The sequence below is a fragment of the Chromobacterium sp. ATCC 53434 genome (assembly GCF_002848345.1).
Lineage (GTDB): Bacteria > Pseudomonadota > Gammaproteobacteria > Burkholderiales > Chromobacteriaceae > Chromobacterium.
On record NZ_CP025429.1, the window covers coordinates 3,502,872 to 3,523,265 of the forward strand.

The window sequence follows — 20,394 nt, forward strand, 5'->3', positions numbered from 1 at the left end:
TGGCGAAACGACCGGCATCGCGCGATGCCGGTTTTTTTTGCGCCCGTTCAGGCCAGGCTGCCCGCCTGCGCCTCCGCCAGCAATGCGGCAAAGGCCTCGCGCGGCAGCGGCTTGCTGAACAGATAGCCCTGGGCGCAATTGCAGCCCTGCTCCAACAGGAATCGGCGCTGCGCCTCTTCCTCCACCCCCTCGGCCACCACGTCCAGCCCCAGGCTGCGGGCGATGGAGACGATGGCGCGGGTGATGGCGGCGTCGTCGCCGTCCCGGTGCAGGTCCATGATGAAGGAGCGGTCTATCTTCAATCCGCGCACCGGCAGCCGCTTCAGATAGGACAAGGACGAATAACCGGTGCCGAAATCGTCTATCGACAGATACAGCCCCAGCCGCTGCAGCCGCCGCAGCATCTCCACCATGCCCCCGTCGTCCTCCATCGCCACGCTTTCGGTGATCTCCAGCTCCAGCGCCCCGCTGTCCAACCGGTATTCGCTCAGCGCCCTCTCCAGCTGGCCGACGAAGTCGCCGTGCTTCAGCTGGCGCCCGGACACATTGACCGCCACCCGCCCCGGCCACAGGCCGGCGTCGCGCCAGCGGCGGATGTCGGCGCAGGCGGTGCTCAGCACCCAGTCGCCGATCTGCGCGATCAGCGCGCTCTCCTCGGCTATCGGAATGAAGCGTTCCGGCGACACCAGCCCCAGCTCCGGGTGGCGCCATCGCAGCAGCGCCTCGGCGCCGATCATCCGGCCGCTGTCCAGCGCCACCTTGGGCTGATACCACAACTCCAGCTCCTGCTGCGCCAGCGCGCGGTGCAGGCTGTATTCCAGCTTCAGCCGCTCCAGCGCGCGCGCGTTCATGTCGGCGGTGTAGAACTGGAAACCGTTCTTGCCGCGCTCCTTGGCCAGATACATCGCGGTGTCGGCATGCACCAGCAGCGTGTCGGCGTCGCGGCCGTCGTCCGGAAACATGCTGATGCCTATGCTGGCGGAAATGAACATCTGCTGCCCCGCCGCGCCGGACAGCGCGGTGATGGCGTCCAGCACCTGCTGCGCGCGCCCCGCCGCCTGCGCTTCGCCGCCTATGTCCTCCAGCAGCACGGTGAACTCGTCGCCGGCCAGCCTCGCCACCGTCTCGCCGGGTCGCAGTTGCAACTGCAATGCGCGCGCGATGCGGATCAGCAGCTGATCGCCGGCGTGGTGGCCCAAGGTGTCGTTGACCAGCTTGAAGCGGTCCAGGTCGATGAACAGCAGCGCCACGCCGTGGCCGCTGGCGCCGGCCCGCTCCAGCGCGCCCTGCAGCCGCTCCAGGAACAGGGTGCGGTTGGGCAGGCTGGTCAGCGCGTCGTGGTTGGCCAGGAAATGCAGCCTCTCCTCGGCCTGCTTGCGCTGGGTGATGTCGGAAAACACCGCCACATAGTGCAGGCATTCGCCGGCGCCGTCGCGTATCGCGGTGATGCTCAGGTGCTCGGTGTACAGCAGGCCGCCCTTGCGGCGGTTCACCACCTCGCCCTGCCAACGGCCGTCGCGCAATAGATTGTTCCACAGCTGCCGGTAGAATTCCGGCGGCTGCTTGCCGGATTTCAACAGCGCCGGCGTCTTGCCCAGCGCCTCCTCGCGGCTGTAGCCGGTGATGCGCGAAAAAGCCGGATTCACCGACTGGATCACGCCGTTGCGGTCGGTGATGACGATGCCCTCCATCGTCGACTCGAATACCTTGTCGGCCAGCAGCAGGCTGCGGCGCGACTGCTGCAGGGCCTCGTCGCGCTGCCGCAGCGCCTCGTTCAGCTCATGTAGATACTCGTGCTCTATGCCCTGGACGATGTCGTCGAAGCCCAAGAGCCGCGACAGCCGGCCGGCGGCATCGAACACGCCCAGATGGCGGATATTGTGTTGCTGGATCAGCCGCCTGGCCTGCAGCAGGCTGTCCGACTCCCCCACCCCTATCAGCGGCCGGCGGCAGCCTTCGCCCAGCGTGGCCGGCAGCGTGTCGGCCGCCAGCCAGCGCAGCACGTCGCGCTGGGTGACGATGCCGTAGCCGCCATCGTCCAGCGTCACCGCCAGCGCGGACAACGCGTGCTCGCGCATCTGCCGCATCGCCTGGCGCGGCTTGGCCGATCCCGGCAGCGCCCGCGCCGGCGGGCCGGACAGATCGCGCACGCGCTTGACGATCAGAAAGGATTCCAGTCCCTGGTTGCGCACGATGTCGGTCAGCGTGACCATGCCCAGCGGCTGGCCGTTCCGCAGCACCAGCGCGTGGCGCAGGCGGCGGCGGCGAAACTCCCCCACCGCCTCCGGCAGCGACATGTCGTGCGGCAGGCTGGCCAGCCGCGCGCTGACCGCCTGCTCCACCGGCAACGCCGGATCGCGCCGGCCAAGCGAAGCCTCCAGCGCGTCGGTCTCGGTCCAGATGCCTAGAATCTCGCCGCTCTCCTCGTCTCTCACCACGATGGAGCTGCAAGCCGCTGCCATCATCCGGCTGGCCGCTTCGCGTATCGGCAGCGACGGCGGGCAGCACAGCAGGTCTCGGGAGGCGATTTCATCTAGCGTTTGGCTGGAAACGGACATGGGCTTGCAATGGCTTCGTCATAATTCGTCCGGCCATTATACCGTTAACCATGCCGTGACAAGGGCCTACTGGTCAAAATCCTTGCACAAAGCAAAAACGGCGCAGGGCCAGGGGCCATGCGCCGTCTCATCGGAGGAAAACCGCCGTATTACTTGCGCACGCCCCACAGGTCGTGTTCGCTGCAATCGACGATTTCCACCTGGTAAAACTCGCCCGCCTTCATGCCGGCCGCGTCCTCGACGAACACCAGGCCGTCGATCTCCGGCGCGTCGGCGTAGCTGCGGCAAACCGCGGTGCCCTCGTCGTCGATCTCGTCCACCAGCACCTGCAGGGTCTGGCCGATGCGACGTTCCAGACGGCGCGCGCTGATCTCGGCCTGCACTTCCATGAAGCGCTCCTTGCGCGCCTCCTTCACGTCCTCCGGCACCGGATTCGGCAGCTCGTTGGCGGTGGCGCCGTCGACCGGGGAATAGGTGAAACAGCCCACGCGGTCCAGTTCAGCTTCGCGGATGAAGGTCAGCAGCTCCTCGAAATCCTCCTCGGTCTCGCCGGGGAAACCGACGATGAAGGTGGAGCGAATCACCAGCTCCGGGCAAATCTCGCGCCACTTCTTGATGCGCGCCAGCACATTGTCGCTGTTGGCCGGCCGCTTCATCAGCTTCAGCACCTTCTGGCTGGCATGCTGGAACGGGATGTCCAGATAGGGCAGGATCTTGCCGTCGCGCATCAGCGGAATCACCTCGTCCACATGCGGGTACGGGTAGACGTAGTGCAGGCGCACCCAGATGCCGTGGCTACCCAGCTCCTCGCACAGCTCGGTCATCCGGGTCTTGACCGGACGGCCGTTGTGGAAGCCCAGCTTGTACTTGGTATCCACGCCGTAAGCCGAGGTGTCCTGCGAAATCACCAGGATTTCCTTGACGCCGGCCTTGGCCAGGCTCTCGGCCTCGCGCAGCACGTCGTGGATGGGTCGGCTCTCCAGATCGCCGCGCATCGACGGAATGATGCAGAAGGTGCAGCGGTGGTTGCAGCCCTCGGAAATCTTCAGATAGGCGTAGTGCTTCGGCGTCAGGCGCACGCCGATGTCCGGCACCAGGTCGACGAAGGGATCGTGCGGCTTCGGCAGGTGGGTGTGCACCGCGCTCATCACTTCGTCGGCGGCATGCGGACCGGTCACGGCCAAGACCGACGGGTGGACTTCCCTCACCACATCGCCCTTGGCCCCCAGACAGCCGGTCACAATCACTTTGCCGTTTTCATTCAGCGCCTCGCCGATGGCGTCCAGCGACTCGGTGACTGCGGAATCGATGAAGCCGCAGGTGTTCACCACTACCAGGTCCACTCCGTCATAGGAGGCGGCGATATCGTAGCCTTCGGCGCGAAGGCGGGTAAGGATCTGTTCGGAATCGCTGGCGGCCTTGGGGCAGCCCAGCGAGACGAAACCGACGCGGGGGGTCTTATTCATAGCGGGATCGCGGGAAACGAAAAACGCGAAAGTATACAACGATTTACTGCCGCTGAGCATAGCGCCGCCTACGCCGGGGAAAACCGCGCGGCGCAGCCATCAGAAACCGCCGCACTCGCGCGATCAAGGCATTTCGAATCAATGCCTTGCAGGCGGGATCGCAGGCAGGGAAGCAGCGACACCGGTCGGTGCAGACTGCGCGTTTGGCCGCCGCGCCAATCCCCGCCGGCCCGCTTGCGGGAAACCCGCGGCAGGTAGCCGGCAGCCGATCCGTAATAAATTGGCTAAGCCTGATCTGCGCTAGCCGACACATTCAGCCGGGCGACGCATCGGGAAAGGGTGCGGCCATGGTGACGGATGAACCGCCCCCTCACCCGCCGTATCTGGCGTTGCGTTCAGCCGCAGCGAGTTATTGCCCCCCGTCGACAAAGGAGCCGGCATGAATCAATCCACATGCGTCGCCTCCGTCCCACCACGGCGCCAATCCGCGACCGGCGGGCGCGCGGTCCCCATCGCATCGACTGCCGGCACGCCGCCCACGCGGCTGTACCGAATTGAACCGGTTCGGCAATGGCGACCTTAAGCAGACGATCGATATTGAAGGCCTTTGCTGCCTTTCAGGACGCCAGAAAATACTGCATCCAGGAATTCGCCAAACTAGGCGTAAGAATCTATACGCCCACTCAACAGGAGCACACTGCCCTGGCCACGGCTTTCGGCCCCGCCAACCATGCCTGGGCTCCGGTCAAGACGGCCTTGCTCGGCCCGAACGGCATGGCGATATTCGACGAGCTGTACAAGGCGGCCATCGGCTAGCCGGCCGATGCCAGGCCAAACGGCGGCGCAGCCTTATCGGTTCAACGCGCCACATGGACCACGATTGATTGCGGGCTCCGCCACATTGCAGCGAGGTCACCGACAGGCCGGTCGTATCGGCGCTCAGGCCCAACCCTCCCCGCTCGCTGTGAATCTGGCCGCTGCTCAGCGGCCAGCGGCTGCTGCCGTTGCAACTACCCGTTCAAATCCCGGCAGCTCACAAGCCAGGGCGCTCAACAATCATCCCGATACTGCGCGGCGAGGCTTGCCATGCTGCTTGTACTGGCTGCCTCGGCGCGTCTCGCCGCTGACATAACGCTGACTCTGTTAGCTGCGCCGAGCTCATGCAAGCGTTGGCATCAAGATCAACGCCATCGCCTACATGGCAGGTATCGACCTTTGTCCATCGTCGCCCGTCCAATAAAGCGGAATGCCACCTTATGCACCCACCCAGTAAAGTAGACATGTATTCATGTTTACGATGACTGACATGCCAATCAATGATCTGTCTGGCGCAGACATGTTCCTACACAATGCGAGCCCGCAAAAATAGCGATAGGCACAATGCAAGTATTTCATTGCCAGTTAAATTTCAGACATTTCCCATCCAAAGCGGATTGACACCGGCATTTTCAAATCTCAGACTACCCCTACATCATCGATGATGCCTAATTACTTTGTGAGGAATTTTCCATGAATTCTACAAATGACTTGCAGTATGCAAATACCGATGCGGCAAGCGACTCTACATCAAGTAAAGACCCGATGGCCATCCGTACTCTGGCAACGATCCTGATGCGTGAAATTCCGGCAGCTGAATTAGAACTTGCAATAGGAGGGGCAATGATGCCCGATGCCGCTACATCTCAATACGCCGGCGGTGGAGACATTTCCATAATGTATTAGCTTGATTTAGCAGCCTCTATATAATTCATATGGAGGCTGCCAAATGCACAAACCATGAAAAAAGACTACTGATCATCTCCCACCCACTCGACTTACATGCCGCAATGGTTTCATTTTCATTAAAGTCGGCTGGTTATTTTGTCGACCTATGGCATCCATCAGAGTTTCCAGCATTTCAACAAATATCATATTGCATCGAAAACAACACTGAATCCTTTTACGTTGAAAATACTGACATTTTCAAAGCTAACTATACCTCCATCTGGAACCGAAAAGCGCCCATACCTGCCATCCCCAAAACCCTTCACCCTTTAGATATACAGAGCGCAACAAGACAGAGTCGTTGGTTTCTTGAATACATCCAGCACTTACTTCGACAGTGCCGATGGATCAACCCGCTAGAGAGTTGGCGCAAGGCCGAATACAAGCCATTACAGTTGAAAATAGCAAAAAAATGCGGCTTTAAAATCCCTCCCACCTTGATATCAAATGATTCTTTTCAAATAAAAGAATTTTTTCAAAAAGCACATGGCGAAATAATTGCCAAGCCTTTACTGCCTGAGTGCATTGAACTAGATAGCGGAGCGGTTGGGGCTGTTTTTGTGGAAAAATTGAATGAGAGTGACTTAGGTAATGAGCAGACACTGCACGCTATGCCTTACATATATCAATATAAAATAGATATTGATTATGAAATAAGAATAGTCGCTCTTGGAAAAGATCTCATTGCCGCAAAAATAATGCGGGATGAACGTAAAAAAATGTCAGATTCGCACTTAGATACTCACAATATAAAACCATTTACATTATCATCACAGGTAACATCTTGTTGTCTGAAATTAATGAAGGAAATGAATCTTGAATTTTCCTGCATTGACTTAGCAGTCAACAAAAAGGGAGAAGTGTTTTTTCTGGAGATTAATCAAGCAGGGCAGTTTCTTTTCTTAGATCAGGCATTAAAAAACAATAACATACTTAAAAAATTTTGCTCTTTCTTCACGCAAGACCTCAATCTTCAAGAAAAATCAATCAAATCGCTTACTGATACAGTATCCAATCCAGAATTTATCAAATATTTCAAACATATAATTCAAAATACTAAAAATCATGAAGGTTTAATTCCTAAAACCTCCGAAAAAAGCTTAAAACTATTATAAACACCAGAGCACCACTTGCCTGAAATCAAGGATTGAATATGCAAAACTCTATTGCCCCAGCTCAACCTCGATATGAAGCCAATGGTACTGGAAAAAACCTACCGGCACTCACTACCGATCAAAATCAGCTACTACAGTATCTGACAAAACCAGCAGACTGCTTTTCTCTACAGATGTCATATGATGGGAAATATATTTATTATATAAAGAATGAAAAAGCAGGCTCATCTATCATGTCCAGAAACATCGCCAATGGCGATGAGATTCAGTTATACAAGCACAATTCGTTCGTCTCGTCACTAAAGGTATCACCATCAAGTGAAAAACTCTCCTTGGATGTCTCTCTGGATGGCTCCATAAACACGCAAGTACTCACTATCAATTCAGCAGGAGAAACAATAAGGCAAATTCAGATTCCGAATACCATATGCCAGGCATCCGGCTGGATGAAAAATATAGACAACCTTGTAGTTTGGGTCTCTGGCTTTGATAAAACACCACGAGGGCTTTACATCATTGATGATACCTTGGCATGGCGACCACTCTTCATAGCTCGGGGCAGAAGCTGGCTCGCAGACTCGTCCAGAGACGGCCGCAAAGCCTTGATCATCAATCGCCCAGAGCGTGGCCTATCCCATTTGTATCTAGTTGATTGTTCCACTCAAGAAGCCAAACCACTCATACCGCTTAGTCTGGAGGCTGAAATACATTTTGCGCAGTTTTCTCAATGTGAAAAATACATCTATATCGTCAGCAATATAAATTCAGATCGATACTACTTAGGCATCATCTCGACCATTGAAGATTCTCCAATGCTGCCAGCCATAATCCAAGCATACGAAAACGCAGATTTGACACTTTTTTCAATGCTAAAAAAAAGGACCGCTGCCGCAGCGTGCTGGACCACTCCCAGATCCACTATGCTGGAAACTTACAAGCTTATAGGAAGTCAATTGCAAACCAGGAGAAAACGGGCATTCGCCCACATCAGAGAACTATCGTCGGCCATCGATGGAAAAACAATCGCCATTTCATCGTCCAGCGCCACGATGCCGAGCACCATTCATGCTCTCGACCTGGATATCAATCCAGATAAAGTCATACTGTCATCACTCAATAGAGACTTTGTAGAACCGGAATATATTACCTTGCAGGCGAGCGATGGACTTGAGATGTCTGGCTGGCTATATCAGGCCCGCTCTATCACGAGCCGCCCCGGACCCATTGTGATTTCTTTTCATGGTGGACCGGAAGCACAGGAAACTTCAGCATTCAACCCACTTTATCAATTCTTGCTGAAAACCGGCATTGCCATTTTCGCCCCCAATGTCAGAGGCTCCACCGGATTTGGCAAGAAGTTCGCAGAAATGGATAATGGAATTTTGCGGAAAAATGCGGTTCACGACATCAAGGACTGTGTTGAATGGATACTAAAAAAAGGCCTAAGCACTGCAGGGAGAATTGGAATCATGGGTAGCTCATACGGTGGTTATATGACTATGATGGGCATGATGGAATTTCCAGAATACTTTGGCGCCGGAGTTAGCACCTGCGGAATGTCAAGTTTTTTGACATTCTTCAAAAACACGACACCGTACATGGCAGAAATATCAAAACGAGAGTATGGCAACCCGAAAAAGGATTTCGCATTACTTAAATCACTATCTCCTTATTACAAGCTAGCATCTCTTAACGCCCCTATTTTATTGATACATGGAGAAAATGATGGCAATGTGCCATATACGGAATCACTCGCCGCATTTAAAAAACTTACAACACTAAAAAAGGACTCCGGCTTACTAAGCATCCCAAATGAAGGGCATTGCATTTCCGACAAGGAAAATCAGGCCCTGATATATGAGTACATTACCAGATGGTTTCTACGCTTTCTATGAGCGCATGCTTCACCATCAATGAATGGATTCGCGACAGAGCTCCAACCACCTAAATTATTTGCAACCGCTTCTCAGGGCTGCCTCCAAACCATATTACCGGCAAGCCATCCCCACCTCTGAATCTCATACCGTTGCCTGTGTGTCTTTCCGGTTTCGTTTCCTCTCACAACGCCGCAGCATCACCAGTTCAACGCGCCGGTGTGGACCATAATTGATTCCCAGCTCCGCCGCATTGCAATAACGTCACCGGCTGGCCGGTCGCATTGGCGCTCAGACACAGGCCGCTCTGCTTGCTGCGGATCTGGCCGCCGCTCAGCTGCCAGCGGCTGTTGCCGCTGCAACTGGCCACTTTCACGCCGGCCGCGTTTTCTTCCAGGCAATAATTGTTCTGCAACTGCAGCGTGGCATCGCGGGCATATACCCAGGACTGGTTGCTACCGCCGGTGCAGCCGTAGGTAATCGCCGCCACGCCCTCGCCCAGGCCGCCGCTGGCGTCCAGGCAGCGGCCGCCGTTGCTGATCGGCGCGCGGACGCTGTTGCCGATGGCGTTCTGCTGCGCACTGCCGCCGGCCTTCGCGCTCGCCTTGGAAAAGTCCGGGCAGGCCTTGCTAACCGAGGTGCCGCTGATGGCCGCAGCCACTTCGCGACCACCCGCCGTACCGCGCGGCAAGGCGAAGGTGGCCTGGCTATACGGCTGGCCAAGGCAGGTCGAACGGTTGTTGTTCCATTCGAAGTACTCGGTCCAGTTGACCATATTGTTCGGTGAAATCTTGTTCGACGCGGTCTTGATGCTGCCGAGCTTGAACGAAGTCCCCGCAGTCAGATCGCTGACGGTGACACCCAGCCAGCCGCCGCCTTCGTAAGCGACATGGAAGCGATAGCGGTGTCCCTGGTTCCAGTCGACGTGGATGCGGCAACTGCGGCCGCTGCCCTCGCCGGAGAAGGTCAGGCAATAGCTGCCGGCGGAGCCGGCCTTGGCGTCGGTGGTGTCCCAGGCGGAAAACAGGAAGGTGCGCTGGCTGCCGCCATTGCTCTGCATGCCGGCGTAGGCGCCGGATGTGCCAACCAGATCGAACTGGTTGGCCCAGTACACATTGGCGGAATAACCGGGATCGCGATCGACGGTGATCTCGAAATCGACGGCGTCAAGGCCGGCGGTGCCGGTCGGGAAGCGGTAATGGGTGTAGGTGCCCGGCGTCTTGCCCGCGGCATGCGCCATCGGCGCCAGTGACAACAGCAGCAAAACGGGAACGGCGGATTTCAGACTCATGGCGTATCCTCTCGGCGCGGCGCGCGCTGTGAGCGGATGGAGCCATCACGCCATCCGGCAGAAAACGGCCGACGCCGCAAAAAGATCGTGAACAGGCTTTAAAAATCCAAACTGATAATAACAGCTTGCAAGTTAAAAATTTCCATGCGTTTACACCATGCTGGAAAATTACCTATCGTCATTATACTGGGCGCAAACAAACCAGCCCTCGACCGGACAACCGGCCTCCTCTCGCAGAATGATCTCGCGCCATGCGGCGGCGCGCAGACCGGCCCTGCCCAGCGCCTCGGACAGATAGCGCCGGCCATGCCGGTAACGGCCGCAGTGATGCAGCCGGTAATCGCCGTCATCGTCGTCGGCCAGCCGCTCGACGCTCAACAGCAGCGCGCCGTTCGGGGCCAGCCGCGTCGCCAGCAGCGCGAACAGCCTGTCCAGGCTGCCCAGATAGATCAATGTGTCGATGCAGGCGATCAATGGGTAGCGCCGTTGATCGGCAGCCAGAAAATCGTGCAGTTCGGATTGCACCGTCGCGTCATACACCGCTTTGGCGCGCGCCTGCTCCAGCATGCCGGCGCTGAGATCCACGCCGATCAGCTCGCTCGCAAACGGCCGGAGTTCGGCGCCGACCAAGCCGGTACCGCAGCCCAGGTCCAGCGCCAGCAGCGAACGCGGCGCAAGCTCCTCCGCTTTCAGCCAGTCGGCGACCAGCCGCGGCCCGCGATAATGCAGGGCGCCCAGCGTCGTATCGAAATCGGCGGCGGCGGCATCGAAAGTCTGGCCGACGTAGGCGGCGCTGCAGGCCGATGGCGTCTCGCGCCAGCCGAAAGCCGCCAGCCAGTGGCTCGCCGCCGGGTGGTCCGGCCGGCCGTTCAGCCAATCCTCGGCCAAGGCCCGGGCCTCGGCCCGCCGTCCCAGCTCGACCAGGGCCTGCGCCCGCGCGACAGGCGCCGCCCGCTGCGGCGGCTCGGCCAGCACGCCTTCGGCATTGCTGCGCCTGGCCTCGTCGTAACGACCCTGGCGCAGCAACAGCCCGGTCAACAAGTGAAAGGCGTCCGGACGGACGGCATCCAGCGCGATCGCGCGGCGGCAAGCCTCCTCGGCCGGCGCCTGCTGCCCGTCTTCGTCCAGCAGCGCCGCCAGATTGGTCCAGTAGAAGTAGCCGGCGGGGTCAAGTGAGCTCGCCTGCCTCAACGCGGCGATGGCCTCGTCCCGCCGCCGCAGCCGGGCGCAGGCCATGCCCAGGTTGAAATGCCATTCGGCGTGGCCGCCATCGTCGGCCACCGCCTGCGCCAGCAGTTGCCGCGCCTCGGTCAGCCGGTCTTGCTGCAGCAACAGAAAACCCAGCCAATGACGCGCGGCGGCGCCGGCGGGACCATCGACGATCAGCGCGCGATAGCTGGACTCGGCCGCTGCCAGCTCACCCGCCAGATGCAGGCGCTGGGCGTCGCTCAAGCGTGGATCTTCCGTACTCATCGCGTCTCCCGTCCGTCAAAAAGACAAAGCCGGAGGCATCCCTGCCTCCGGCCGATATCGGGTGAGCCGCGGCGCCGACGGCGCCGGCCCAAGCCACTCAGGGCTTGTCCTTGTCTTCCGCGCCGGGGTAGCCGGGAAACGAGAAGCCGCCGAACAGCTGCTTGGTCTGTTCCTGCATCCGGTTCTGCATTTCCAGGAACATGCCGGTGCTCTGTTCCATGTAATTGGCCATCATGCTCTGGATCGCCGGGCCCTGCAGCTTCATGAATTCGCCCCACAGCGAGGTGTTGAGCATGGCGTTTTCGCCGTACATCGCGCGGGTCTGCTCCTGCATCTTTTGCTGCAACTGCGAGAACAACTGCAGGTTCTTCTCCAGGAACGGCCCCATCATGCCCTGCATGGCCTGGCCGTAATAGCGGATGAACTGGGTCAGCACTTCGTAGCTGAACATCGGCATGCCGCCGTTTTCTTCTTCCAGGATGATCTGCAACAACACGCTGCGGGTGATGTCTTCCTGCGTCTTCGCGTCCTGCACCTGGATGTCCACATTGTCCAGAACCAGCTGCTTGACATCGCCCAGCGTGATGTAGGAACTAGTGGCCGTATCGTACAAACGACGGTTCGGGTACTTCTTGATGACCCGTTTCTCAACACTCATTTAACGCTCCTGGTTTATTGTCATGGCGTTGTACGCTGGCAATCTAACATAAATACAACAGGCTAGAGTAAATCTTCTATCACCCCGGAATACGGTGTGCTACATTTCCACGTCATTGTGCGGCGCACAATCATCCCACACGGAAATCGTTGGACCCCATTTTCCACGCAATGGAGGTTTTACACCATGTCCTTCAATAATGAACAGTTGAACAAGCTCTCGCTGACCGGCCTCGAATCGACGCTGCGCTTCGCCCAGATCGCCCTGGACAGCTCCGAGCGGCTGATCAAGCTGCAGTTGGAAGTATCCAAACAGTCGCTGGAAGACAATACCAAGGCCGCCCGCCAACTGGCCGAGTTCAAGGATGCCCAGGACGCGGTCAACCATCTGAACAAGCTGGCTACCCAGTCTGTGGACAAGATCGTCAGCCACTCGCGCAATCTGTATGAAGTGGTATCCGGCGCGCAGAGCGAACTGAGCAAGCTGATCGAAGAGAGCGTCGGCCTGTTCAACAAGTCGCTGATCAACTCCATCGAATCGGTCGCCAAGAACGCCCCGGCCGGCTCCGACGCCACGCTGAACGCGGTGAAGACCTCGGTCGCCGCCGCCGCCGCCGCCGTCAACACCTTCAGCAAGGCCGCCCAACAAGTGGCCGAGTTCACCGACAGCAGCGTCAAGGCCGCCACCAGCGCCACCGTCGACGCGGTGAAACAGTCCGCCAAACGCGGCGCCACCGTCTGAGTCCGACCGGACTCGCGCACCGAACCCCGCCCCGACGCGGGGTTTTCTCTTTATAACGGATGCGCGCAGCCCGCTCGCGGGGTTACAATCCCGATTCCAGAGTATCGAGCAAGCCCCACAGGTCCACCCATGAAGATCAGCAGCAACTTCGACGCCGGCAGTATCGAAATCGTCGCCACCGACCACCTTGAAGACATCCAGCTGCGCATCCGCCGCGACAACGCGGCCGAGTTCGCCCAGTGGTTCTACTTCCGCGTGCAAGGGGCTGCCTATCAACACTGCACCTTCCGCTTCCTCAATGCCGCCGAGTGCGCCTATCCGCAAGGCTGGGTCGACTACCAGGCGATGGCCTCCTACGACCGCGTCAACTGGTTCCGCGTCCCCACCCGCTACGAAGACGGCGTGATGGTGATCGAACACGTGCCGCTGTCGGGCAGCATCTACTACGCCTACTTCGAACCGTACTCCTATGAGCAGCACCTGAGCCTGATCGGCCAGGCGCAAGGCTCGGGCCTGTGCCAGGTGTCCGATCTCGGCTCCACCGTGCAGGGCCGCGACATGAACCTGCTGACGATAGGCCACGAGGTCGAGTCCGATCTGAAGATCTGGGTCACCGCGCGCCAGCATCCAGGCGAGACGATGGCCGAATGGTTCGTCGAGGGCCTGCTGACCCGTCTGCTGGATCCGCAGGATCCGACCAGCCGCGCGCTGCTGGACCGGGCCACGTTCTACGTGGTGCCCAATATGAACCCGGACGGTTCGGTGCTGGGCAATCTGCGCACCAACGCCGCCGGCGCCAATCTGAACCGCGAATGGGCGGAACCCAGCGCCGAACGCAGCCCGGAAGTGCTGGCCGTCAGACAGAAAATGCTGGAAACCGGCGTCGATCTGTTCCTGGACATCCACGGCGACGAGAACATCCCTTACGTGTTCCTGGCCGGCACCGAGGGCGTGCCGTCGTGGAACGCCAAGCTGGAGCAGCTGGCCGACAGCTTCCGCCACCACTTCCTGCTGGCCAGCCCGGACTTCCAGACCGAGCACGGCTACCCGCGCAACGAAGCCGGTCAGGCCAATATGGGCATCGCCACCAACTGGGTGTGCGAGCAATTCGGCTGTCTCGCCTTCACGCTGGAAATGCCGTTCAAGGACAATAACAACCTGCCCGACGACGACTTTGGCTGGAGCGGCCAGCGCAGCCTGCGCCTGGGCGAAGCGGTATTGTCGCCGCTGTACGCGGTGGTCAACGAGCTGGTGCGCGGATAAGACGCGTCAGCAACGAAAAAAGCCGGCAAACGCCGGCTTTTTTCATGCCCTGCTCAGCCCACCGGCAATTTATCCAGCGTCTTCACCAGCTCCACCTCGGCCATGCACCAGTCGCTGCCCTTTTCCAGCACCTTGCCCAGCGCGATCTGGAAGTGCTTGCCGCGGGCGGTCATGTAGAACTGCTTGCCCAGCATGTACAGCGACAACGGCAGGATCAGCGCGTTGATCAGCTTGCCGGCGCGCCGGTACGGCATGAAGAGGCTGATGTGGCCGGCCAGCCATACCTGGTCCGGCGGCAGCGTCGGATCGATCAGCCTGGCGTCGGTCGGGCGCAGCGAAGCCGCCAGCGGCCGGCTGCTGAGGCTTTCTATGCCCAGATAGATCCGCTCCCGGCCGGTGCGTTTGACTCGCCGGATGATGCCGAGGCTCCAGCTGTCGTTGTCCGACTCGCGAAAGCCGATCAAGCCGCCCAGCCCCACCCACTCATTGCCCATCACGTCCAGCGACACGCCTAGCCCGGTCTGGCTGATATTCTCCAGTTCCCATTTCAGGAACTCGCTCGGCGCGGCCGACTCCCCGGTTTCTCCGGACAGCGACAGGGAGCTGCTGCCCGGCGTCGGCGACAAGGATTTGTCGCGCTTGCGGCTAGTGACGAAGCCGTAAATCCGGAGATTGGCGGCATCGTCGTAGGTATCCCGCTCGCCCATTCGCGGCGACTGCATCGTCTCCTCGTCCGGCTTGCGGATCAATTTGTGCAGCACCGTCAACCGGTGCGCCACCTCGACCTGGCGGTTGCTGACCGCCACCCGCTCGGCCCGCTCGAACACCACCGCTCGAGGCGCCCATTCCCGGGTCAGCACCCGCAACAGGCCCGCATCGATGCCCGGCTCCACCAGGCGCTTCAGGTCCGGTGGGATGCGACCGGCCTCCATCACCACCGCCCAGCCATGCAGCATCTCGACCAGGTCGGTGGTACTCCAGTAGCGGCTCCATTCGCCGCCGGCCTCATGAACCCGAGAGGCCGGTCGCGGATCGCTCAGGGCGACGCCGAAGCTCGCCTCGGCGAAATAGGATTTCTTCAATGTCATCCGGTTGCTGAGCAACGCCAGCAACTCGTAGGAAAAATTGGTCTGGCGAACGCTGAGGTTGCCGTTGCACGTCACCGACAACATCTGCAATACCAGATACAGGTCCTGCACCGTGGTGGCGGCGGTCTTGTCGCCAAACAGGAAAACCGGTTGCGAGTCGAAACCGCGCTGTTCGGCCAACCGGTACAGCTGATTTACATTCAGCCAGAAAACCTCGTCCGGTTGAAAGTTACGGATATATTGCCAACGCGCGTATTCGGTCAGGTAATACATCATCCGCGCCAGCACCAGCGGCAATAACCCCTGAATCTTCACGCCATTGGGGCTGTCGGCCACCACCGGCAAGGCATATTGATAGAAATCGGTAAATTGCTTGCCATAATTGAGAATCTGCCCGCGCAACTGGCTTTCCAGCACCTTGGGCATGCGGCTGTTCATCAGGTACTGCACGCACAGGCTGTCGTGCAGCGATTGGGTTTCCTGATTAAGCGTCAGCACCGCTTCCAGCAGATCGGCCGACAATTCCAGCGACGGCGAATTGAGGCCGCCAAGCAGATCGCTTACCCGGTCATGGGTGGCCGCGCCGAACTCCAGCTTCAGGGCATCTGCATAGGCCTTGGCCGTCACGGCGTTGGTCAGGGGATCCGGCTTGCCCTTGGACCCCCTCGAAAAGAAATCCAGCATGCTTTTGTCCAGTCTCGTTCAACATCCGGGCAATGCCTCGGCATCGCGATCTCGGCACTGCTACAAGTCGTTATAGCAACGGCCAAACACTATCGCAGCGTGGCCTACAGGTCAAAAAAAAGCGCCCGGAAGGCGCTTTTTTCATACAGTGCGGGTCCAAACTCAGATGGTCAGCGCGTCCAGCGACTTGCCGCTGTCGATCCAGGCCTGCACCCAGGCCGGCTTGCGGCCGCGGCCGGTCCAGGTCAGGTCGGCGCTGTCCGGATGGCGATATTTGGCTTCCACCGGCTTGCGCACAACGACGGACTTGCTCAACACGTCTTCCACGCTCAGGCCGTAAGCGCGGGCCAGCTCGATAATCTGCTTCTTGGCCTTGGACTTTTCTTCCACTTCGCGGCGCTTGATTTCGTTCTCGACTTCACCCTTCAACGCCACCAGCGCGGTAAATTCCAGTTTGGACAGATCCATGAGATGTTCCTTGAATTATTGGTTCCCAATTACAGGATGTAATGTAGCCAATACAATTGGGACAAGTCAAGAATTAAAAAGAAAACAGATTACCCATTATTCAGTCACGGACTCCAATGGATAAGGCAATTCCAGCGCCTGCAAGGCAATAGTATGGCCCTCATCGGCGAATACCCCGTCAGACCAGGTTTGCGACTGCACGACAGCCAGTCCGAGATAACGTTCTTCGTCCACTTGGCAAACCGCCGCCAGCATACCGACAGACTGCGCCGGCAATTGAGGGCTATATAACTTGCAACCGGCAAGCAGCGGCTGAGCAAACTGAACCTTGAACATCCGGCGCTTCATCTTGCCAAGATACTGGCTACGGGCCACGATTTCCTGTCCCGGATAGCAGCCTTTCTTGAAATTGACGGCGCCGATCAATTCCATATTCGCCATTTGCGGCACGAACTGTTCCTGGGTTGCCAAAGTCACCCACGCCACGCCGGCCTCGATATCGTGCAGCGCCCATACTTCGGGCGCCACCGCCTGCCACTCATCCGCCGCGGCGATATCTTTCGGCAAAGCGCCGGCCCCGGCCAGCAAATACACCCCTTGACGCAACTTCACCAGGCTCGCATCGCCGCTTGCCTGCTGCTGCAATTCAAGCCAGGACTCAACATCCGGGAAATACCGCTGCAATATCTGCTCCACGCGCGGACCGGACAGACCCAGCAGGGAGCAGTCTTCCACCAGGCTAACCTTGACTTTTGAACGCAGGACAAACATCGCCAGCCGTTTGGCAATCGCCTGGGCGACATCGATCGACACCATCAAATAATAGGCGTTCTGCTGTTGCCAGATCAGGAAACTGGCCAGCATCCGGCCTTTGGCTGTCGAATAGGTGCTGTACTGCGCGCGCCCGTCTTTCACATCCCGAATATCACTGGACAATTGCCCTTGCAGGAAAGTTTCTGCGTCGTCGCCTTCCACCCGGATCACGGCGTAATTATCGAGCGGAGCCAGCGCCGATCCGTTTTTCAAGGCCTGTACCTGCTGCAGATGCTGCGCCGTCGGCAATTTGCCTTCCCCATCTCTCGCCACGCCTTTTTGACGCAGCCATTCGTCCCAGAATGCATTCATTCCTTGCGGCTCCCTAATTGATTTCGATGCGCGATCTTAACGCCAAGCGCCATCGCATCGCCAGCCATCCGCTGCCGCGCGCGCGCCACATAGCAAAATATCCTGTCACAACAACAACCTAGCTGCCAAGCGCTGCCGCAACGAGCCGATAGCGGCACTTTTTGCCCCGCCAAGCATTGACAGCCCAACCCGGCTCCGTATATAGTTCGCCCTCACTCAATTCCCTGATAGCTCAGTTGGTAGAGCGACGGACTGTTAATCCGCAGGTCGCAGGTTCGAGCCCTGCTCGGGGAGCCAGTTAACCCTGGCGAGTTGAGTATCATGTGTTCCCTGATAGCTCAGTTGGTAGAGCGACGGACTGTTAATCCGCAGGTCGCAGGTTCGAGCCCTGCTCGGGGAGCCACATACCGCCTTGAAAAGGCATACGAATTCCAAGTTTTGTTCCCTGATAGCTCAGTTGGTAGAGCGACGGACTGTTAATCCGCAGGTCGCAGGTTCGAGCCCTGCTCGGGGAGCCAGAATACGATAAGCCGCAGCGAAACGCTGCGGCTTTTTCGTTTGGCCTTTCCCACTTACAATCGTTTCCATCCACCGGAGAAACGATGTTGAACAAACCGATACCGCTCGCCATCGGCGCCATCCTGCTTTGGGCTTCGCTGGCCACGCTGGGCGCGCTGACCCGAGGCCTTCCGCCCTTTTTCGTCGTCGGCGTCAGCCTCTGCGTCGGCAGCCTGCTGTCCATCCATCGCGCCCGCGACTGGAAAGTCCCGCCGCTGACCATGCTGATCGGCGTCTACGGCCTGTTCGGCTACCATTTCCTGTTGTTTTTCGCCTTCCGCCTGGCGCCGGCGCTGGAGGCCAATCTGCTCAACTATCTGTGGCCGCTGCTGATGGTGATGCTGTCGCCGCTGCTGCGCCCCGGCACCCGGCTGACGCGCCGGCACGTCATCGGCGGCGTCCTGGGCTTCATCGGCGCCGGCCTGATCGTCACCGGCGGCAAGCTGGCGCTGTCGCAACAGTACTTGCCCGGCTATCTGCTCGCCCTCTCTGCCGCCGTGGTCTGGTCCACCTTCAGCCTGTTGCTGGGCCGCCTGCCGGCCTTTTCCGGCAGCGCGATGGGCGGCTTCTGCCTGGCATCCGGCCTGCTGTCGCTGCTGTGCCACGCGCTGTTCGAACCGGCGGCGCAAGCCACCGCCTCCCAGTGGGCCGCGCTGCTGCTGCTCGGGCTGGGTCCGATGGGCGGCGCCTTCTTCCTGTGGGCGCGCGCGCTGAGGCTTGGCGATCCCCGCCAGATAGGCTCGCTGTCCTACGCGACGCCGCTGCTGTCGACGCTGTTGCTGACCGCCAGCGGCCAGGGCCGGCTCAATCCGCTGGCCGCCGTCGCCATCCTGCTGATCCTCGGCGGCGCCCTGCTAGGCACGCTGCCCGACAGGCGCGCCGCCGCGCCGCAGACGCAGTAATCTTTGCACAGCCGGTGTTAACAGTTAACATTCTTTCCATTCAAGCAAAGGGAAAACCATGTCGGTATTGAAGGAATTCAGGGAGTTCGCCGTCAAAGGCAATGTGATCGACCTCGCGGTCGGCGTGGTGATAGGCGGCGCTTTCGGCTCCATCGTCAAATCGCTGGTCGACGACGTGATCATGCCGCCGGTCGGCCTGCTGATCGGCAATGTCGACTTCTCCAACCTGTTCTTCGTGCTGAAGGAAGGCGCCAAGCAGGCCGGCCCCTATGTTTCGGTGGCCGCCGCCAAGCAGGCCGGCGCCGTGACGCTGAATCTGGGTCTGTTCATCAACTCGCTGGTCAGCTTCACCATCGTCGCCTTCGCCATCTTCATGCTGGTCAAGGCGATCAACCGCCTGAAACGCGAACAGCCGGCGGCCGAAGCCGCCGCCGCACCGGCCACCCAGGAATGCCGCTATTGCCTGTCGACCATTGCGGAAAAGGCAACCCGCTGCCCCTGCTGCACTTCGCAACTGAACTAGAACACGCGCCAGACCTCTTGCCCGCGCCGGGCAATTCCCCTACAATCCGCCTCGTTCTGGGGGAGTAGCCTCGGCGCGCGACAGCGCCGGCAACTGTCAACATGCTTGGCCTTCGGCCATGGCAGTTGCGACGAGCTTCCGTTTGGCAAGACCTATGACATGCTTGCGCGCAGCGGGGCCGCCGCGCAAGTTTGTCATGGTGTGCGCGCGGCCCCTGGAGTTTCCATGCAAGCCTTCCTGATTTCCACCGGTGTGGTGGCGCTGGCCGAGATCGGCGACAAGACGCAATTGTTGGCGCTGTTGCTCGCCTCCCGCTTCAAAAAACCGGTACCCATCATTCTCGGCATCTTCGCCGCGACGCTGATCAACCATTTCGCCGCCGCCGCCGTCGGTCAATGGTTGATGAGCAAGATCGGCCCGGACATCATGCGCTGGGGCCTCGGTCTGTCCTTCGTCACCATGGCCGCCTGGATGATGATCCCCGACAAGCTGGACGACGACAGCCGGCTGAGCGAGCGCTTCGGCGTTTTCGGCACCACGGTGCTCGCCTTCTTCCTGGCCGAGATGGGCGACAAGACCCAGATCGCCACGGTGGCGCTGTCGGCTCGCTTCCCGGAACAGTTGTACATGGTGGTGACCGGCACCACGCTGGGCATGATGATCGCCAACGTGCCGGCGGTGCTGCTGGGCGAGGTGGCGGCGAAGAAAGTGCCGCAGAAACTGATGCACGCGATTGCCGCGCTGCTGTTCGTCGCCCTCGGCATCGTCACGCTGATGACGCCGCTGTCGTTCTGAAGATCGATGCGAAAAGGGAGGCCGAGGCCTCCCTTTTTCTTTCCCGCG

At 59.3% G+C, this 20,394-nt stretch carries 17 protein-coding genes, 3 tRNA genes and 1 riboswitch; of the genes, 12 read left to right on the top strand and 8 right to left on the bottom strand.

What is annotated here, in order from left to right; translation table 11 throughout:
* Positions 1-47 precede the first annotated feature (47 nt).
* On the bottom strand, positions 48-2,558 hold the full coding sequence (locus CXB49_RS15445; protein WP_101709233.1) for an EAL domain-containing protein: 2,511 nt from the start codon (positions 2,556-2,558) through the stop codon (positions 48-50).
* 149 nt (positions 2,559-2,707) lie between these two features.
* Positions 2,708-4,024 (bottom strand): 30S ribosomal protein S12 methylthiotransferase RimO, encoded by a 1,317-nt coding sequence (rimO, locus tag CXB49_RS15450; protein WP_101709234.1) that lies wholly within the window; start codon positions 4,022-4,024, stop codon positions 2,708-2,710.
* Positions 4,025-4,594: 570 nt separating this feature from the next.
* Here rimO and CXB49_RS15455 point away from each other — a divergent pair.
* The 4 genes from CXB49_RS15455 to CXB49_RS15460 all read left to right on the top strand — a co-directional run bounded on the left by CXB49_RS15455 (position 4,595) and on the right by CXB49_RS15460 (position 8,798).
* Complete coding sequence (locus tag CXB49_RS15455; protein ID WP_199406702.1) at positions 4,595-4,840, top strand: hypothetical protein; 246 nt, start codon at positions 4,595-4,597, stop codon at positions 4,838-4,840.
* A gap of 693 nt (positions 4,841-5,533) precedes the next feature.
* On the top strand, positions 5,534-5,746 hold the full coding sequence (locus CXB49_RS23635) for a hypothetical protein (protein ID WP_158300896.1): 213 nt from the start codon (positions 5,534-5,536) through the stop codon (positions 5,744-5,746).
* A gap of 29 nt (positions 5,747-5,775) precedes the next feature.
* Positions 5,776-6,903, top strand: a complete 1,128-nt coding sequence (locus tag CXB49_RS23640; RefSeq protein WP_158300897.1) for a hypothetical protein — start codon at positions 5,776-5,778, stop codon at positions 6,901-6,903.
* Between the two features lie 38 nt (positions 6,904-6,941).
* Positions 6,942-8,798 (top strand): prolyl oligopeptidase family serine peptidase, encoded by a 1,857-nt coding sequence (locus CXB49_RS15460; protein ID WP_101709235.1) that lies wholly within the window; start codon positions 6,942-6,944, stop codon positions 8,796-8,798.
* Between the two features lie 187 nt (positions 8,799-8,985).
* On the opposite strand, the gene CXB49_RS15465 is transcribed toward CXB49_RS15460, so the two are convergent.
* The 3 genes from CXB49_RS15465 to phaR all read right to left on the bottom strand — a co-directional run bounded on the left by CXB49_RS15465 (position 8,986) and on the right by phaR (position 12,199).
* Positions 8,986-10,068, bottom strand: a complete 1,083-nt coding sequence (locus CXB49_RS15465; protein ID WP_101709236.1) for a ricin-type beta-trefoil lectin domain protein — start codon at positions 10,066-10,068, stop codon at positions 8,986-8,988.
* Between the two features lie 168 nt (positions 10,069-10,236).
* Entirely contained in the window at positions 10,237-11,541 is a 1,305-nt protein-coding gene (locus CXB49_RS15470) for a methyltransferase domain-containing protein (protein WP_101709237.1), read from the bottom strand.
* A gap of 97 nt (positions 11,542-11,638) precedes the next feature.
* The gene (phaR, locus tag CXB49_RS15475; protein WP_101709238.1) at positions 11,639-12,199 is read right to left on the bottom strand and encodes a polyhydroxyalkanoate synthesis repressor PhaR; all 561 of its coding nucleotides are present in this window, start codon (positions 12,197-12,199) and stop codon (positions 11,639-11,641) included.
* A 186-nt stretch (positions 12,200-12,385) separates the two neighbouring features.
* Here phaR and CXB49_RS15480 point away from each other — a divergent pair, with 186 nt between their 5' ends.
* Positions 12,386-12,940 (top strand): phasin family protein, encoded by a 555-nt coding sequence (locus CXB49_RS15480; protein WP_101709239.1) that lies wholly within the window; start codon positions 12,386-12,388, stop codon positions 12,938-12,940.
* Between the two features lie 129 nt (positions 12,941-13,069).
* A complete protein-coding gene (locus tag CXB49_RS15485) occupies positions 13,070-14,203 on the top strand; it encodes a M14-type cytosolic carboxypeptidase (protein WP_101709240.1) in 1,134 nt (377 codons plus the stop codon).
* 53 nt (positions 14,204-14,256) lie between these two features.
* Here the strand turns inward: CXB49_RS15485 and CXB49_RS15490 are convergent, their stop codons facing one another.
* The 3 genes from CXB49_RS15490 to CXB49_RS15500 form a co-directional block, all read right to left on the bottom strand.
* Entirely contained in the window at positions 14,257-15,975 is a 1,719-nt protein-coding gene (locus CXB49_RS15490; RefSeq protein ID WP_101709241.1) for a hypothetical protein, read from the bottom strand.
* A gap of 162 nt (positions 15,976-16,137) precedes the next feature.
* Positions 16,138-16,443, bottom strand: coding sequence for an H-NS family nucleoid-associated regulatory protein (locus tag CXB49_RS15495; protein WP_101709242.1), 306 nt, complete (start codon positions 16,441-16,443; stop codon positions 16,138-16,140).
* 96 nt (positions 16,444-16,539) lie between these two features.
* The gene (locus CXB49_RS15500; protein ID WP_101709243.1) at positions 16,540-17,568 is read right to left on the bottom strand and encodes a folate-binding protein YgfZ; all 1,029 of its coding nucleotides are present in this window, start codon (positions 17,566-17,568) and stop codon (positions 16,540-16,542) included.
* Positions 17,569-17,789: 221 nt separating this feature from the next.
* Between CXB49_RS15500 and CXB49_RS15505 the strand changes: the two genes are divergently transcribed.
* The 6 genes from CXB49_RS15505 (at position 17,790) to CXB49_RS15530 (ending at position 20,346) form a co-directional block, all read left to right on the top strand.
* Positions 17,790-17,865, top strand: a tRNA-Asn gene (locus CXB49_RS15505).
* A gap of 30 nt (positions 17,866-17,895) precedes the next feature.
* Positions 17,896-17,971 (top strand) — tRNA-Asn (locus CXB49_RS15510).
* Between the two features lie 39 nt (positions 17,972-18,010).
* Positions 18,011-18,086 (top strand) — tRNA-Asn (locus CXB49_RS15515).
* An 84-nt stretch (positions 18,087-18,170) separates the two neighbouring features.
* Entirely contained in the window at positions 18,171-19,028 is an 858-nt protein-coding gene (locus tag CXB49_RS15520) for a DMT family transporter (protein ID WP_101709244.1), read from the top strand.
* Between the two features lie 58 nt (positions 19,029-19,086).
* Positions 19,087-19,551 (top strand): large conductance mechanosensitive channel protein MscL, encoded by a 465-nt coding sequence (gene mscL / locus CXB49_RS15525; RefSeq protein ID WP_101709245.1) that lies wholly within the window; start codon positions 19,087-19,089, stop codon positions 19,549-19,551.
* A gap of 47 nt (positions 19,552-19,598) precedes the next feature.
* Positions 19,599-19,778, top strand: a riboswitch (yybP-ykoY riboswitch).
* Complete coding sequence (locus tag CXB49_RS15530; RefSeq protein WP_101709246.1) at positions 19,777-20,346, top strand: TMEM165/GDT1 family protein; 570 nt, start codon at positions 19,777-19,779, stop codon at positions 20,344-20,346. (Overlaps the previous riboswitch by 2 nt.)
* The last annotated feature ends 48 nt before the right edge of the window (positions 20,347-20,394 follow it).